Annotated in this window: 18 protein-coding genes; 13 read left to right on the top strand and 5 right to left on the bottom strand. The window is 43.4% G+C overall.

Going from position 1 to position 15,533, the window contains the following annotated elements; all coding sequences use genetic code 11:
* Nucleotides 1-18: 18 nt before the first annotated feature.
* Genes G6047_RS13145 through G6047_RS13110 form a run of 8 tightly spaced genes read left to right on the top strand, consistent with a single transcriptional unit; the run spans nt 19 to nt 6,072 of the window.
* On the top strand, nt 19-1,143 hold the full coding sequence (locus G6047_RS13145) for an NAD(P)/FAD-dependent oxidoreductase (protein WP_169528087.1): 1,125 nt from the start codon (nt 19-21) through the stop codon (nt 1,141-1,143).
* Nucleotides 1,140-1,859, top strand: coding sequence for a methyltransferase domain-containing protein (locus tag G6047_RS13140; RefSeq protein WP_235946545.1), 720 nt, complete (start codon nt 1,140-1,142; stop codon nt 1,857-1,859). The genes G6047_RS13145 and G6047_RS13140 overlap by 4 nt, the downstream gene beginning before the upstream one ends.
* Nucleotides 1,856-2,908 carry a type III polyketide synthase gene (locus tag G6047_RS13135; protein ID WP_169528086.1) on the top strand — a complete coding sequence of 351 codons (1,053 nt, stop codon included), beginning with the start codon at nt 1,856-1,858 and terminating at the stop codon, nt 2,906-2,908. The genes G6047_RS13140 and G6047_RS13135 overlap by 4 nt, the downstream gene beginning before the upstream one ends.
* Entirely contained in the window at nt 2,908-3,351 is a 444-nt protein-coding gene (locus G6047_RS13130) for a 3-hydroxyacyl-ACP dehydratase FabZ family protein (RefSeq protein ID WP_169528085.1), read from the top strand. Before G6047_RS13135 ends, G6047_RS13130 begins: the two co-directional genes overlap by 1 nt.
* Nucleotides 3,348-4,619, top strand: coding sequence for a beta-ketoacyl-[acyl-carrier-protein] synthase family protein (locus tag G6047_RS13125; protein WP_169528084.1), 1,272 nt, complete (start codon nt 3,348-3,350; stop codon nt 4,617-4,619). Before G6047_RS13130 ends, G6047_RS13125 begins: the two co-directional genes overlap by 4 nt.
* A gap of 8 nt (nt 4,620-4,627) precedes the next feature.
* Nucleotides 4,628-4,882 carry an acyl carrier protein gene (locus tag G6047_RS13120; RefSeq protein ID WP_169528083.1) on the top strand — a complete coding sequence of 85 codons (255 nt, stop codon included), beginning with the start codon at nt 4,628-4,630 and terminating at the stop codon, nt 4,880-4,882.
* Nucleotides 4,879-5,358, top strand: a complete 480-nt coding sequence (locus tag G6047_RS13115) for a 4'-phosphopantetheinyl transferase family protein (protein ID WP_169528082.1) — start codon at nt 4,879-4,881, stop codon at nt 5,356-5,358. Before G6047_RS13120 ends, G6047_RS13115 begins: the two co-directional genes overlap by 4 nt.
* A 60-nt stretch (nt 5,359-5,418) precedes the next feature.
* Nucleotides 5,419-6,072 (top strand): hypothetical protein, encoded by a 654-nt coding sequence (locus G6047_RS13110; RefSeq protein ID WP_169528081.1) that lies wholly within the window; start codon nt 5,419-5,421, stop codon nt 6,070-6,072.
* On the opposite strand, the gene G6047_RS13105 is transcribed toward G6047_RS13110, so the two are convergent.
* The 3 genes from G6047_RS13105 to G6047_RS13095 are packed head-to-tail and all read right to left on the bottom strand — an operon-like array spanning nt 6,073 to nt 9,457.
* Nucleotides 6,073-6,945 carry a pirin family protein gene (locus tag G6047_RS13105; RefSeq protein ID WP_169528080.1) on the bottom strand — a complete coding sequence of 291 codons (873 nt, stop codon included), beginning with the start codon at nt 6,943-6,945 and terminating at the stop codon, nt 6,073-6,075.
* Entirely contained in the window at nt 6,945-7,541 is a 597-nt protein-coding gene (locus G6047_RS13100) for a 3'-5' exonuclease (protein WP_169528079.1), read from the bottom strand. The genes G6047_RS13105 and G6047_RS13100 overlap by 1 nt, the downstream gene beginning before the upstream one ends.
* A 2-nt stretch (nt 7,542-7,543) precedes the next feature.
* A complete protein-coding gene (locus G6047_RS13095) occupies nt 7,544-9,457 on the bottom strand; it encodes a DUF294 nucleotidyltransferase-like domain-containing protein (protein WP_169528078.1) in 1,914 nt (637 codons plus the stop codon).
* A 160-nt stretch (nt 9,458-9,617) separates the two neighbouring features.
* On the opposite strand from G6047_RS13095, the gene G6047_RS13090 reads away from it, so the two are divergent.
* Nucleotides 9,618-10,505 (top strand): DnaJ C-terminal domain-containing protein, encoded by an 888-nt coding sequence (locus G6047_RS13090; RefSeq protein WP_169528077.1) that lies wholly within the window; start codon nt 9,618-9,620, stop codon nt 10,503-10,505.
* Nucleotides 10,506-10,512: 7 nt separating this feature from the next.
* Nucleotides 10,513-10,797, top strand: coding sequence for a chaperone modulator CbpM (locus G6047_RS13085; protein ID WP_169528076.1), 285 nt, complete (start codon nt 10,513-10,515; stop codon nt 10,795-10,797).
* Nucleotides 10,798-10,969: 172 nt separating this feature from the next.
* Here G6047_RS13085 and G6047_RS13080 read toward each other — a convergent pair whose 3' ends face one another.
* Together G6047_RS13080 and G6047_RS13075 are read right to left on the bottom strand one after the other, a co-directional pair.
* Nucleotides 10,970-12,499 (bottom strand): DEAD/DEAH box helicase, encoded by a 1,530-nt coding sequence (locus tag G6047_RS13080; protein ID WP_169528075.1) that lies wholly within the window; start codon nt 12,497-12,499, stop codon nt 10,970-10,972.
* A 115-nt stretch (nt 12,500-12,614) separates the two neighbouring features.
* Nucleotides 12,615-13,124: a DUF6155 family protein gene (locus tag G6047_RS13075; RefSeq protein WP_169528074.1), complete on the bottom strand. Its 510-nt coding sequence runs from the start codon at nt 13,122-13,124 to the stop codon at nt 12,615-12,617.
* A 71-nt stretch (nt 13,125-13,195) separates the two neighbouring features.
* Here G6047_RS13075 and G6047_RS13070 point away from each other — a divergent pair, with 71 nt between their 5' ends.
* The 3 genes from G6047_RS13070 to G6047_RS13060 all read left to right on the top strand — a co-directional run bounded on the left by G6047_RS13070 (nt 13,196) and on the right by G6047_RS13060 (nt 15,459).
* On the top strand, nt 13,196-13,477 hold the full coding sequence (locus G6047_RS13070) for a DUF3817 domain-containing protein (RefSeq protein ID WP_169528073.1): 282 nt from the start codon (nt 13,196-13,198) through the stop codon (nt 13,475-13,477).
* Between the two features lie 163 nt (nt 13,478-13,640).
* The gene (locus G6047_RS13065) at nt 13,641-14,990 is read left to right on the top strand and encodes an OmpA family protein (protein ID WP_169528072.1); all 1,350 of its coding nucleotides are present in this window, start codon (nt 13,641-13,643) and stop codon (nt 14,988-14,990) included.
* Between the two features lie 67 nt (nt 14,991-15,057).
* On the top strand, nt 15,058-15,459 hold the full coding sequence (locus tag G6047_RS13060; protein ID WP_169528071.1) for a glyoxalase: 402 nt from the start codon (nt 15,058-15,060) through the stop codon (nt 15,457-15,459).
* Nucleotides 15,460-15,533 lie beyond the last annotated feature (74 nt).

The raw sequence follows: 15,533 nt of genomic DNA, 5'->3' as shown, positions 1-15,533 counted from the left end.
AATTCTTATTTTCGTTTTATGCAGCAACAGGTAATCATAATTGGAGGCGGACTTGCGGGTTTGTGTAGTGCGTTGCATTTGGCGAAGGCTGGACATTCGGTTACAGTCGTCGAAAAGCACCAATATCCAAAGCACAAAGTGTGTGGAGAATATGTGTCGAACGAAGTGCTTCCGTATTTGAAATGGTTGGGAGCAGATGTATCTGAACTCAATCCTGTAGCGATTTCCAAAGCCCATTTTTCAACCGCCACAGGTGATTCCGTTTTATGTGGATTGCCGATGGGCGGATTTGGCATCAGCCGATTCGCATTTGATGAATTCCTGTACAAAAAAGCACTCGAACGCGGGGTTTCCTTTATTTTTTCAACGGTCGAGGAAGTCCGTTTTTCCAATGATTCGTTTGAAGTGACGTTGTCCGACAATGCCAAATTACAGGCTTCCGTTGTCTTGGGGGCTTACGGCAAACGATCGAACCTCGACAAGAAATTCGACCGGAAATTTATTTCACACACTTCACCCTGGCTTGCTGTTAAGTGCCATTACAAAGGATATTTTGCTGCAGATACAGTCGGCCTGCACAACTTTGAAGGCGGTTATTGCGGCGTATCGAAAGTAGAAGATGGGAATATCAACGTTTGTTATCTGGTCAGCTTCGAATCCTTCAAACGATTTAAGAATGTGGACGATTTTGAACAATCTGTCCTCATGCAAAATCCGGAACTTGCATCGGTATTGACTTCAGGCAAGCGTGTATTCGATCAGCCGTTAACCATCAGCCAAATCAATTTTGAAGATAAACCTGCCGTCGAAAACCACATCCTCATGATTGGTGATGCCGCCGGACTCATCCATCCGTTGTGCGGAAACGGAATGGCGATGGCTATCCACAGTGCCAAAATGGCAAGCGAATGTATTATCGCATCAAGCCAAAATCGACTTGACCGCCAATTGCTCGAAAAAGAGTACACTTTATTGTGGCATACGAATTTTAACCGTCGACTCAAAACCGGACGTTTGCTCAGTCGGGCGTTGCTGAATCCGTCAGCAGCAAAACTTTTGCTCGGAATGGTGAAACGGTTTCCGTCGCTTTTACCGCGAATCATTAAATTTACGCATGGCAAACCCATAGACGTTGCAGCATGAGCCTGACTATTGATACCAATTTTCGAAGCCAGGAGGCTGAAATCATGGACGATCTCGACATGAAAGGCGATGAGTTGCGTAAGACGCTGGATCAGATTGCGACCATCAACAGATTCCTTGGAGGCAACAGATTAACTCTCAATGGCGTACGCAAACTCCTGATAAACATTCCTAAAAATCAACAAATAAATATTCTGGATGTCGGTTGCGGAAACGGGGATATGTTGCGCGATATTTCTGAATGGGCTGTGTCTGAACAAAGAACGGTCAAACTCGAAGGAATAGATGCCAATGCAGATACCATCAATCATGCAAGGAATCTGTCGACACATTATACCAACATCAGGTATTATCCCACGAATTTATTTTCCCAGGAATTCAGTTCGTTCAAACCGGATATCATCATCTGTACATTGACGCTTCATCATTTCTCGGATGAAGAAATTGTCTCTATTCTGGAGCGATTTAGAAAACAGGCGAAAATGGGATTGGTCATCAACGATTTACAGCGTTCCGCTTTGGCCTATCGGTTGTTTCAATTGGTCTGTCTGGTATTTCCACTTGGAAAAATGCCAAAAAACGACGGATTGATTTCTATCCTCAGGGGTTTTAAACGAAAAGAACTTCGTAACTTCTCCAAAAAACTAAATTTCAATACCTATAGCATCCGCTGGAAATGGGCTTTCCGTTACCAATGGATCATTTCTTTCATATGAGCGTACGCATTACAGCAGTTTCAAAAGAACTTCCGAAATATTATAAAGACACGCCGGAAATCATTTCGTTTCTGGACGGATGGCTCGACGGGCAGGACGAACGTTTTGTCCGGAAAGTAAAGATGATTTTCGAAGGTGCGGCAGTCGACAGGCGTTATTCCATTATGGAACCGTCGGAGGTTTTCGTGGCCACATCGTTCGAGGAAAAGAATGACATCTATTCACGTGAAGTCATCGGGTTGGGGGAACACGCACTTGCAAAAGCCTTGCTCAAAGCCAATTGGGATGCCGATTCCATAGATTTTATCATCACCGTAAGTTGCACGGGAATCATGATACCATCGCTTGATGCATATCTGATCAACCGACTCAAAATGCGACAGGATATCGTTCGCTTACCCGTCACCGAAATGGGTTGCGCCGCCGGTGTTTCAGGGATGATTTATGCCAAGAATTTCCTCAAGGCCAATCCCGGAAAACGTGCTGCCGTGATTGCAGTCGAAAGCCCGACGGCTACATTCCAGCTTGATGATTATTCGATGGCAAATGTGGTCAGTGCCGCGATTTTTGGCGATGGTGCGGCCTGTGTGTTGTTGTCTTCCGAAGAGGATGCCCAAGGCCCAACCGTTCTTGCCGAAGAAATGTACCACTTTTATGATAACGAACACATGATGGGGTTTAAGCTGACGAATTCCGGCCTTGCAATGGTGCTTGATGTTGAAGTGCCGAATACGATAGCTTCACATTTTCCGCATATCTTGCATCCGTTCCTTAAAAAACACGGTTACGAAATTGCCGATGTCGATCATCTGATATTTCATCCGGGCGGAAAAAAAATCATCCAGACCGTAGAGGAATTGTTCGACGGCCTTGGAAAAAACATCGATGCTACAAAAGAAATCCTGCGTAAATACGGCAATATGTCAAGCGCAACGGTACTTTATGTACTTGAGGAAATCTTGGACAGCAAACCAAAAAAAGGGGAGAAGGGACTTATGCTGAGTTTTGGCCCCGGATTTTCGGCCCAACGCGTATTGCTTGAATTCTGATGGAATCTGCTAAAATCATTTCCAGATTGCCATATTCGGAACCGTTCCTGTTTGTCGATGAAATCATTTCGGTAGATGAAAATTCGATTCTCGGAAGTTTCAGGTTTGATGAAAATCTGGATTTCTATCGAGGTCATTTCAGGAATAATCCGATAACTCCCGGCGTAATCCTCATAGAATGCATGGCCCAGATTGGACTCGCTGCTTTTGGCATTTATCTGATAAAGGATGAAACTGACCGGAATGTGCAATTCGTCTTTACATCATCTGAAGCCGAATTCCTAAAACCCGTATTTCCCGGAGAAACTGTTTTTGTAACTTCAAGGAAAATCTATTTCCGGTTCGGGAAACTGAAGTGCGAGGTTATCATGGAAACGGAACCAGGCGAAAAAATCTGCAAAGCGACTTTAAGCGGAATGATCACTAATCAAATAGTGCCATGAATCCTCAAAAAAAACGTGTCGTCATTACCGGAATTGGGATTTGTTCGCCGAATGGAATCACCATACCTGAGTTTTTACATTCCATCCAAAACGGAATTTCCGGAATACGTTTCGATCCGCAATTGGAAGCACTTGGTTTTTCTTGCCAGATTTCTGGAAAACCACAAATTCCCGAAAGCTATATTCTAAACTACCTGACCGAACTCGAACAACGCCAGTTCAATTCAAACGGAATCCTGTACGGACTTATCGCCGGGCTTGATGCGTGGAAAGATGCGGGCCTGAAACCGAATGACGATGTCGATTTTGACAGCGGAGTCATCTTTGGAACCGGAACTTCAGGCATCGACAAATTCCGCGAAAGCATTTACAAGATTGACGATATGCAGACCAGACGCCTCGGAAGTACAAGCGTCATACAAACCATGGCGTCCGGAATCAGTGCCTATTTAGGCGGGAAACTAGGGCTTGGAAACATCGTCACTACAAATTCATCGGCCTGTACCACAGGAACCGAAGCGTTGTTATTGGCTTACGACCGTATCAAATCCGGAAAGGCAAAACGTATCCTTGCCGGAAGTACGAGCGATTCGGGCCCATATATTTGGGGCGGTTTCGATGCATTGAAAGTCTGTACATATAAATACAACCACAATCCTGAAGCCGGTTCACGACCCATGAGCGAAACGGCAAGTGGTTTTGTCCCGGCTGCAGGTTCAGGCGCTTACGTAATTGAAGATTTGGAAAGTGCTTTGGAACGGGGAGCGGATATTTACGCCGAAATTTTAGGTGGCGAAGTCAATTCCGGCGGGCAACGCGGACAGGGAAGCATGACGGCACCGAATCCGGTCGCTGTCCAAAGATGTATACGCAATGCGATTTTAGATTCCGGGATTTCGGCAAAGGATATCGATATGGTAAACGGACATTTGACCGCTACGATCAAAGACGGGCTTGAAATTTCAAACTGGGCCGAGGCTTTGGGCAGGAAAGGTTCTGATTTCCCGTACATCAATTCACTTAAATCCATGGTCGGGCATTGTCTTTCAGGATCGGGAAGCGTCGAAATTGTGGCATCGTTGCTTCAGATAAAACACCAGTTTGTATTTCCGAATATCAATTGTGAAGACGTTCATCCTGAAATAACTGCGCTTATCGATGCTTCAAAAATCCCGACTCAAAAAATTGAAATGCCGGTCAATATTGTGGCAAAGGCGAGTTTCGGTTTTGGCGATGTCAACGGATGTGTTATATTTAAGAAATATTAGCATCTGAAATGACCCAAACCGAAATCATCGATACCTTAAAATCAATCGTAAAACCTTACGTACAGAATCAGCAAGCTTTTGAAACCCTTGACGAAAAGACCGATTTTGTAAAAGACCTCCAAATCAACAGCGCCAATCTGGTAGATATCGCGCTTGATACGGAAGACGCTTTCGGGATTGAAATAGACAACGAATCCATGCAGCGTATGCTGACAGTCGAAGCAGCGCTTTCCATCATAGAGGAAAAACGGGCCCAAAAATGATAGGCAACGACGTCATCGATCTGGATTTGGCGTCGCGTCAGAGCAATTGGAAACGACCGCGTTTTCTGGACAAACTGTTTACCGGTTTTGAAAAAGAGCTGATCCTGTCATCTGCTGATCCGGAAAAAAAAGTCTGGGATTTGTGGAGCAGGAAGGAAGCAGCTTACAAAATCGTGAATCGGGAAACAGGCGAAAGGCTTTTCAATCCGACCGCTTTTGAGTGTTTAGATGATGGTGCAAACGGGAAAATCAAGTATCAATCGCAAATTTTATCGACGAAGACTTTTTATAACACATCGCGCATTCATACGGTTTGTTCCGAAGGTGAAAAGTTGCTTGAAAAAATTGGCTATTGTTCACGGATTCAAATTTCAAAGCCGGACGGTTTTCCTGTCTTTGTACAGAATGAAGATACGTTTCCTGCTTCGGTCAGCCATCACGGGAGATTTATAAGTTGTGTTTACCTGAACCGATAAACCACACAACAATATTTTTTTTAAATCGTTATCGGTTAGAATCTTACAAACTCTCACCGAATGAAAATTTTTCTGTTTATTCCCACCTTTCTTTTGTTGATATTCTGCTCAAGGGAAAAATCAGTTTCGCTGAACCAAAAAATCGTTCCGGAAAAATGTTCAACCGAGATCTCTTACAGTGATTTCAAGAAATCGATAAAAAGCAAGCTGCCTTCACCTAACACTCAAAGGCGAAACTACCTTTTCAGTCTGGTCAGCAACGATATTTTTTGTTATTGGAACGGAACACCGTGGGCTTTTTACGGAACTACCAGACAACCCAAAACCGGTCACATTGCATGCGGTTATTTCGTTACCAATACCATGAGTGATCTGGGCTTTGAAATTGAGCGCGTCAAATTGGCCAAAGTGGCATCTGGTGAAATGATCAAAAAGCTTTGTGTCAATATAAAGTCGTTCCGCAATTTCGCTTCACTGGAAAAATATCTGGCAACACAGCCTGACAATTCTGTCTTTATAATCGGACTTGATTACCACACGGGATATATCGTAAAGGACTCCATTCCGTATTTCCTGCATTCAAATTACATTGGCAACATAGGTGTAGTCAAAGAGCCGATAGAAAAATCGAACGCTTTAAAAAGCAACAAATTCTTTATGATTGGAAGTGTTTCGGATAATGACAGGCTGCTCGATGTATGGAGCAAACATTGATCATCTCTCCGGCAGCGGTACGAATTCCGTTTCCCCGTCAATCTTATCGAACGTTTGGTCGCGCCAATTCTGTTTGGCCTTTTCGATGGTTTCTTTTTCAGATGCAACGAAGTTCCAGTAAATAAATCGCTCTTCCGGAAATGGCTCGCCTCCGAAAAGATAAACCGTCGTTCCGGCAGACATAAAGAATCCGCAGGTTTCAGGTTCAGTGGAAACCAATAACTGTTTGGGGCCGAAACCATGTCCGGATGCGGAAACTTTTCCTTCAAGAATGTACAGTCCGCTTTCACCTTTGAGTTTTCCGGACAAGTCCAGTTGTGTATCTTTTGAGGCTTTTATCTCGATCAGATACAAATCACTGTAAACCGGAACTGCTGATTTCCTGCCGAAAGCTTCTCCGGCAATCAATCGAAACTCAACTTCATCTTGTGTCCACGAAGGCAAATCGGCTGCCTCGACATGAGCAAATGAAGGCGCCATGTCTTCGAGGTGTTTCGGAAGCGCGACCCAGATTTGTAATCCGTGTAGCTTTTTGGGAAATGGACGTAAATGTTCCGGAGTTCTTTCGGAATGTACGATGCCTTTGCCCGACGTCATCCAATTGACCTGGCCGGGCTTGATTTCCACCGAACTTCCAAGACTATCGCGGTGCATGATGCTTCCTTCAAATAGATACGTCAATGTAGATAAGCCGATGTGTGGATGCGGCGGTACATCGAAATTTTCATCCGGGCCAAGTTCGGCCGGGCCCATATGATCGATGAATGCAAACGGTCCGACCATTCTTTTTTCGCGGAATGGCAGCAATCGGCCTACAAGGAAACTTCCTATTCGTGCCGGTCTTTCTTCTATGATGAGATTTACGTTTGACATTAGTTGATTCCGAGTTTGGATTTTAGTTTGAGGAACAGCAGCGCATTGGAGTAGGCATCGTCGGCGGCAGAAATACGTGCAGTTCCGGGCACTTTGTAATGGCGCAGCAATTCATCGAGAGGAAATGGTTTTTCGGGCAAATCGTTGAGTTTGCGGTGCATGATTTCAATATCGAGTGCTTCGTTTTTAAGACGTCCGCACTGCAATTTTGACAATGCCATATTGATCAGGTCGATGTCGAAATGGATTCGGTGACCCACTAGAACCGCATTGCCTATGTAATCTATAAAAGCCTCGATAGCTTCTGGTTCCGACTGTTTTTCAAGTTTACTCTCAATGATGAATTCGTTCGAAATATCATTGTCGTGCAGGTATTTATATTGAGGAATTATTACTTCAAATTCATCTCCTATGCTCACGGAATTCTCAGTCACCGCAATGGCACCGATCGAAAAAATCACATCCTTGTCCGGATTTTGTCCCGAGTTCTCAAGGCTGATGATGACGAAACGTTTGCTGCGATGCTCGAATTTCTGCAGGTATTGCTTCCAGAATCCGGGATATTCACGATTGATATTTTTAAGCCAGTCGAGCATCCTTATGAGAATTGGGTTAACCTGAATTTACTCTTGATGACTTCATGGAGTTCTTCCATGGGTTCGAGCGCGAATTTGATTTTTTCGCGATCGGTCCTTGAAAGTTCATCTAGGTTGACATATCTGCCGTCGTTGTCATTTTTAAGCCCTTCGAGCGTCCGGTATTTCGACAGCAATAAAAACGCTTCGGCACAACTAAGGTAGGTTTCCGAATGTTTGGTATCGGACATCGCCAATTGCTTGAACCGCATATGCGTATTGGTTATGCCTCTGATACCTTGTGCTATCGAGATCAATCGGGCACCATCAATCAAAGGCATGATGGCACGCAGTTTTATGTCGAATTTATCGCGGAATTCGCCTTCTTCCTCGAGCTGGAATTTCTTGAAAAAGCTCAGGGCTGCCGGTTTTCTCAACGCATCGTTACCCAGATAATCGAAGAATGAATTCTTACGGTTATTGCGGAATACGGCATCGAGCAGGATTTCTTCCATTTTAGGTTCACCGAAAGCAATTTCGAAATCAAAGAAGATACTGCTGATCTGGTTGCTTTTTTCGCCCGGGGCATTCATCCAGCTTTCAAATTGTTTCGTCCAGTCTGATAGAGAATGACACCATTGCGGATTGCCTGCCACATGGCCGTTTGGACAAGGTGCATAACCGATTTTTTCAAGTACGCCGACAGCCCGCTTGGCCAATTTGAGGAAATAATCCTTGACTTCGCGGTACTTTTCCGGGGCCACGTCTTCAAAAACCAGAAAACTGTCCTGGTCCGTATAAAGCAATTGTTCGCGACGGCCCTGGCTTCCGATTGACATCCATGCAAAACGCGCGGGTGGTGAACCGAGATCGAGGATCGATAATTCCACAGAACGTTTGATAAGTGCCATGTTGATTTCACTTGCAATATTACAAATGTGGGTCAGCGGAATGTTCTTGCTCATCGAACTCCGGATAATCTCACCCATTTTTTCGCGAACCTGACGCAGTTCTTTGGCGCTGTGCGAGCGTTTGATTTCCTTAACTAAGACACCGGGGTTACTTGCCTGTGCTACAATAAGATCGTGTTGGGAGATGACACCTTTTATTTCAGAACGGTCGGTGCCGTCAGCCGTAACGCACAAATGGCTCACGTTGTTTTTGAGCATCAGCAATTGAGCTTCGGCCAACGATATGTTTTCACCAACTGTGATTACGGGTGCAGACATCACGCGATCTACGGCGATACTTATCGGATATCTTCCGGTGGCGATTTTGGATCTTAGATCGGAATCTGTCAAAATCCCGACGGGAAAACTGTTCTGGACGACGATGGCGCTGTCGAACAGATTTTCCGTCATCAAAGTGGCGACTTCCTGCGTCAATTGGGCAGAACTGACACGCAACGGATTCTTGTTGTAATTCAGTGATTGGAAAAACTGCATTTCCTGCTTTTGTTCCGGCAGGCTTATGGAATCTGAGACGAGATTTCCTCTCAAATCCTGGTCGAGCGGATTTCTGCTGGTAGCCGCAAAGCTTTCAAGAAGGAAATTGAGGACTTCCTGATTCTGGGCTACATACGGTCGGAATATGGAAATTGGGATGGCATAAATGAGGCTTTCTTCTCTTGCCTTGGCCGTCATCATGTAATTGTTGCGGGCAAAGAACGGGCGCAAGCCGAAAATATCGCCGGGAATACATTTGTGCAACAGGGTTTCCTCGGCATCTGCAATAACCGTAAGATTCACCATTCCGGAAGCTACGACGTAAAAACTGCTGTGTAACTGGTCATTTGTTTTGAACAGTGTCTGGTTCTTCTCGAGACTGACTACGCGTATTTCCGAAGCGATTTTGACAAGATCGTCGAAACTGAGTTTGTTGAAAGGAGGGAAGTCCTTGAGGAATTCGGCTATTCTGTCGGCAATGCTGTTTCTCATGTTTGGTACGTATGCCTAAAAATACAAAAAACCTGTATTCCGGCGCTTTGGGAGGTTTTAAAATTACAAGAAGTTTTCAACGTCTGAAGTCAAAAAATAGTGGCGCATCTGTCATTCATGAACAATTGAAATGCTTAAATTTAAGGGACAAATTTTCAGTATGGCATTTATAGATTATTACAAAACGCTTGGTTTGAATAAGGATGCATCTGCCGATGACATCAAAAAGGCCTATCGGAAACTGGCCCGCAAACTACATCCGGACCTGAATCCGGACGATGCCGAAGCAAACAAAAAATTCCAGCAGCTCAGCGAAGCCTATGAAGTGTTAAGCAACGAGGAAAACCGCAAGAAATACGACGCTTACGGCGAAAACTGGCAACATGCGGAACAATACGGACAGGCGGGCAGGAACAGGCAACAAGCCACAGCGAACGATGAAGGTTACACATACAGTAATTTTGGGCAAGGTGATTTTTCGGATTTTTTCGAATCGATGTTCGGCGGTGCAAGGGGCCGTGGTTTTGGGCAGGCACAGTATAAAGGCCAGGATTACACGGCCTCGATCGAGCTCAATCTTCGCGACATTCTTGAAAGCCACAAACAAACTTTGACGGTCAATGGAAAGAATATACGTATCACGATTCCTGCCGGCGTGGCTGACGGACAGGTTATAAAACTAAAAGGATTTGGTGCTCCGGGGGCCAATTCTGGCCCGTCCGGTGATTTGTATATAACATTCCATATCAAAGAAGACCGCGAATTCAAACGCTTAGGTGATGATTTATATAAGAATCTCGAAATTGATGTTTATCAGGCTGTTCTGGGTAGCGAAATAACTGTAGAGACACTTTCGGGAAAAGTAAAAGTAAAGATTGCTGAAGGAGCACAAAACGGAACCAAGGTGAAGCTCAAAGGAAAAGGAATGCCGGTTTATAAAAAGGAAGGAACTTTCGGCGATTTGATCCTGACGTATTCTGTAGCAATTCCTAAGAATCTGTCTGAAAAACAAAAAGAGCTTTTCAATCAATTGTCCGAATTAAAATAACAGTATTATGTCAAATAGAATAACCGTTACGCAGTTTTGCTCGTTCTATAAAACCGATCCGGAATTCTTCGAGGAATTAGCTGCGCATGGTATTATGGATTTTGAATCAGAGAAAAATGAAATAATCATAGATGACGAGCAATTATCGGAATTGGAAAAGCTGCGGTACTGGAGATATGAATTGCAGATTAATCCGGAAGGAATCGATGTGATCCGGCAATTGCTTCAGCGACAACATAAATTGATTTCTGATCTCGATGAACTGAAACGACAATTGGCGTTGTTCAAATAATTGATTAAAAGTCTTTGTAAATAGGACATATTGAATAAAAAAAACAATTTGAAATGAATAGATGATAAGAGTTTCGTTCAAAATGTCTATTTTACATAATATAAATTATAGTTCAATTTAAATTGGGTTGAAAAAGTAGTGTTTTGAACAAAACCTCAGTAAAATCAATGGTTTAGTCGACAATAGATTCACGGAACAATTTCCCGATCTGCAATGACAATTTGGTTTTATAATCCTCAACCAGCCATTCGCGATAATTTTTACTCGTGTGGCTCAGGCATGCCGCATATCGTTTCATGCGTGAACGAATGTCTTCGTGAAGTTCTTTTGAAAGTTGTTTGGCTTCGTAAAGCGACTCACTGTTAAACACACACATTTCGGCATGTTGCTGAAGCGATTTGTCTATAACGACTTTGGATCGTTGATTGTTCTGGATTGCGATCCGGTGTTCTTCATCAACATCAAAATCGACATTTGGCGTCTTGGCGAACTTTTCACGCAACTCTGCAGGCATCTGATACCGGAAATACAATTCGATTTCGGCATCGTCGCGAAGGTTTTCAAGATACCATTCAGGCGACCTGAAAATCAGTTGCCAATCCACAGGTTCATCCCACAAACCAAAACGTGCGGCATTGTTACCAAGGTCGATAACAGTAAATTCATTTTTGCCGGGAAGCCGTCTGGAGCCTCGGCCAATCATTTGAAAATATAGCGTTAACGACTTTGTGGCGCGATTCAGGATGATGCTTTCCACGGTCGGCTCATCAAAACCTGTCGTAAGAATTCCCACCGATGTCAGGATGGCATCCGGCGTATGCCTGAACCAATTGAGGATGTCGCGTCTTTCCTCGGAACCGGTAGTATTATCCAAATGGCGTATCGGAAATCCGGCCTCCCTAAACGTATCATACACATACATTGACGTATTGATGCCGTTGTTGAAAATCAGGGTTTTTTTGCCTAATGATTTTTCGGCATACGCATGCAAGAGTTTTTCCTGCATGAGCATGGTCGTGTATAATTCTTCGGATGATTTGACAGTATAATCTCCGTTGATGCCTACTTTGAGAGATGTCAGACCAACATCATAGGTGTACGTCGTCGCTTTGGCAAGATATCCATTTCCGATTAAAGATTTTATTGAATCTCCTGTAATTAACTCATTGTAGTTATGATACATCGGCAATCGTATATTAGAGCTCAAAGGTGTTGCGGTAACACCTAAAATGAATGAGTTTTTAAACGAACTGAAAAGTTTTCGGAACGAATTGTAATGCGCTTCGTCGATGATTAAAAGTCCAATGTTATCCAGGTGGAGTTTCTCGTCGTTGATCCGGTTCTTGAGTGTTTCGACCATCGCGACAAAACAGCTGTAATCTTCCTGATCCGGTAAATCCTTTACATTGCTGTTGATGATTTTATTTTTGACACCAAACCCGGTCAGCATTTCAGATGTCTGGCGGCACAACTCGATGCGATGCGTCAGCACGACTACTTTCTTTTGATAGGTCTGCAGATAACGGCGGACGATTTCAGAGAAAATGACTGTCTTTCCGCCACCTGTAGGCAATTGATACAACAAATGGAAATTAGACGGTGCCGTATCCAGGCGTTCGAATATCGCACCGATATCGATTCGCTGGTAGTCGTAAAGCTCTTTTCTGGGAACTACGTTTATGGATGTGCTGTCTATCTGCATTAACTCAATTGACCAATTTTGCAAAAATAAGTCTTGAATCAGGTTTTTGCACTAAGCCTAACGTTAATTTATGACAGAGATATGAACAATATATTGTGAATTGATGTTGAGCGTTTTATAACGAATCTGCTAATTCACTGAAGGACTCACTGTTATTCCATCGTTGCCGCGACACTTCTTGGGAAATAGATTGGATTTTATCTTTATAAATTGTAGAAATTCCCTGTTCCGAAGTATAATCGACAAGCTCGCGGAACGATTTGAGCATACTTGTGGTAAAAGAATCGTAACGTGTTTCGCGTTTTGCAGAAAACCTAAGGGCTGTTTCAAGATTGAAAAGCATCAATTCAGTCAGTACCGAAGAATCGACACCAAGCGATTTGAAATGGCGAATGTATTTATGTGCGACAGATAATCGCTGTTTAGGCCGTTTTCCACGAACGGGGAAATATTCATGCAAAATCTTTTGCCGTGCCTCGCCTGAAAGTTTTTCTTCTTTCGGATTGAAAACAAAATCGAAATACGTTTTGACATTGGCGAATTTGTCATAAAGCTCCAAAAATTGGCCTGTCAACTGTTCCTGGTCGAGCCCTGAAAGATATTTTTTTAATTCGCGACGGCTCATTATTTAGGATTGTTTCGTTGTGGTTTCTGTGCAATGTTACGTAGTTTTGTACCGCTTTAAAACAACATACTATGTTAAAATTTTTTAAGATTGTCGCTCTTCTGGAAGGGATTTCCCTTTTACTTTTGTTCTTTGTCGCCATGCCTTTGAAATACGTATGGGACAAACCGGAATATGTGCGTACGGTCGGGATGGCGCATGGACTTTTATTTATTCTTTACATCATATTAGCCTTCATGCTTAAATCTGAAAGAGGCTGGAATTCAAAACAATTTGCACTGGTTTGCTTTGCGTCTGTATTGCCGTTCGGAACCTTTTATATCGACTGGAAATATTTGAGAAGCGCTTCTTAAACCGGAGTTGAATTCATAAAAGGCTATAAATTATCGGTCAAACCGCGGGTTTTGAAGGAATTTATTGCAGATTTCGTAACCTAATTTCCATCCTATTCCCTTATATTTGCCTAACCTAAAGAAATTCAACCAAAAACAAATAGGACAAATGCATCTACCGCTTATGAAAAAAAAATTACTTTTCCTTTCCATCGGCTTATTGACCCTCGGGAATGTTTCGGCGCAGAATGACCCAAATGAAGATAAGGAATCTGGAGAAGAAACTCCTTACAACAGATGGACCATAGAAGCCAGTGCCGGTCAGTCAAAAGGGATGCGTCCTTATTCCACAGGATATTATTCGAGTAATCCGGACAATGTATTGGGGAGCATAAACTTTAATTCATTCAGTCTCGGAGCACGTTATATGCTTAGCCCGAAATTTGGGGTTAGGCTTGACGGAACATTCGATAAATTCGAAAACAATACCAAAACAGACAGTAAACCTTTTGAAGTAAACCAATTGCGTTTCGATCTTCAGGGTGTGGTCAATGCATCACGTCTGTTGAACCTTGAAGAAGTTATCGGTCGTTTTGGCCTTTTGGGACACTTTGGTGTTTCATACAGCCGGATGACTCCAAAACTCGATACAGGATACGATTATGATCTTGAATCGCCGCCTTCAAATTACGACCGTACCGAAAACAACATCGGAATCGTTTTTGGCCTGACGCCACAATTCCGTGTTATCGACCGTTTGGCCATATTCCTTGATGTCAGTACCGTTTATAATTTCCGTCAGCATTTTGCATGGGACGGACATTATTCGTCACAGGATGAAAACCTCCAAGGTCAGTTGCTTACTGCAAAACTGGGTCTCTCCTACTCTTTCGGAAGTGAAAAAATGCACGGCGACTGGGGTGTGATCGAAGACAAACGCATGGAAGAGATCGACCAGCTTGACAAGCGTATTGGCGAACTCGAAACCATGATGAACGATGCCGATAAAGACGGTGTTCCGGATTACCTCGACGTAGAAAACAACTCTATCGCTGGTGTTGCTGTTGATACTAAAGGCCGAATGGTAGATTTGAACCAGAACGGAATTCCTGATGAATTGGAAAAATTCGTGAACCAATCGGTACAACAAGGCGTGACCCAATCTACCGGCGCTGCTAAATCTGAAGTCGTCAAAGAACTTATCAACGAAGGTTACATTGCCGTATTCTTCGATTTCGGAAGTACCAAACCGACACTCGCTTCTACAGAGAACGTAGCTTTCATTTTGAACTACATGCGTAACAATCCATCTGCGACTGCTGACATTACAGGTTATGCGGATGAAATTGGAAATACAGACTTCAACAAGTCACTTTCCGGAAAACGCGCCGAAAATATCCGCGACGTACTTATCAAAGCAGGAATCGACGGAAGCCGTCTGACAATCGTACCTGCAGGAGAAGATACCTCTGTTGATAAAAATTCCGACATGGCGCGCAGATTGGTGCGTAAAGCCACATTCCACATCAAGTAATCGGTTAACAAGTATAGAAAAGCCGCTGTTTTTACAGCGGCTTTTTTTTTAACTTTAAAAGAAAACGATGAGTGCGCGCGACCTGTTTATCCATGATTTCCGTGGCGATGCCATTGGAACCGTATCGAATCTTTCCACTTCGGAAGAAGCTTTCCAGAACCAGATCCTGAGGCCGATACTTAAATTACAGAATGATTTGTTGCTTGATGTGTTTCGAAATTATGTCAGCAAGTACAAAAATGACTTCAATTCCTATGCTACCGAAAAGAAACTTCAATACATAGAGAATTCCATCCAAAAGGACATCAAGTTCCGGAATTCACTCAAAGGGATGGTGATTGGCTTGTTTACTGTAGACGAATACGCAGAATACATCAAGAATTCCTCGCGTTTGAACAAGCGTATGATGAATATGGTCATCGAACGATTGAAAGACCAGGTGTTGCTTTTTGAGCAGGCATCGGCGTAAATCGGCAGTATGCCTTCAATTTTATAACTCTTGCTATTATATAAGTAGCAAGAGTTTTTTTTACAAGGCTACAA

It is taken from the genome of Flavobacterium silvaticum (genome assembly GCF_012911565.1).
Classification (GTDB): domain Bacteria; phylum Bacteroidota; class Bacteroidia; order Flavobacteriales; family Flavobacteriaceae; genus Flavobacterium; species Flavobacterium silvaticum.
This window is presented reverse-complemented; position numbering and strand designations above follow the sequence as displayed.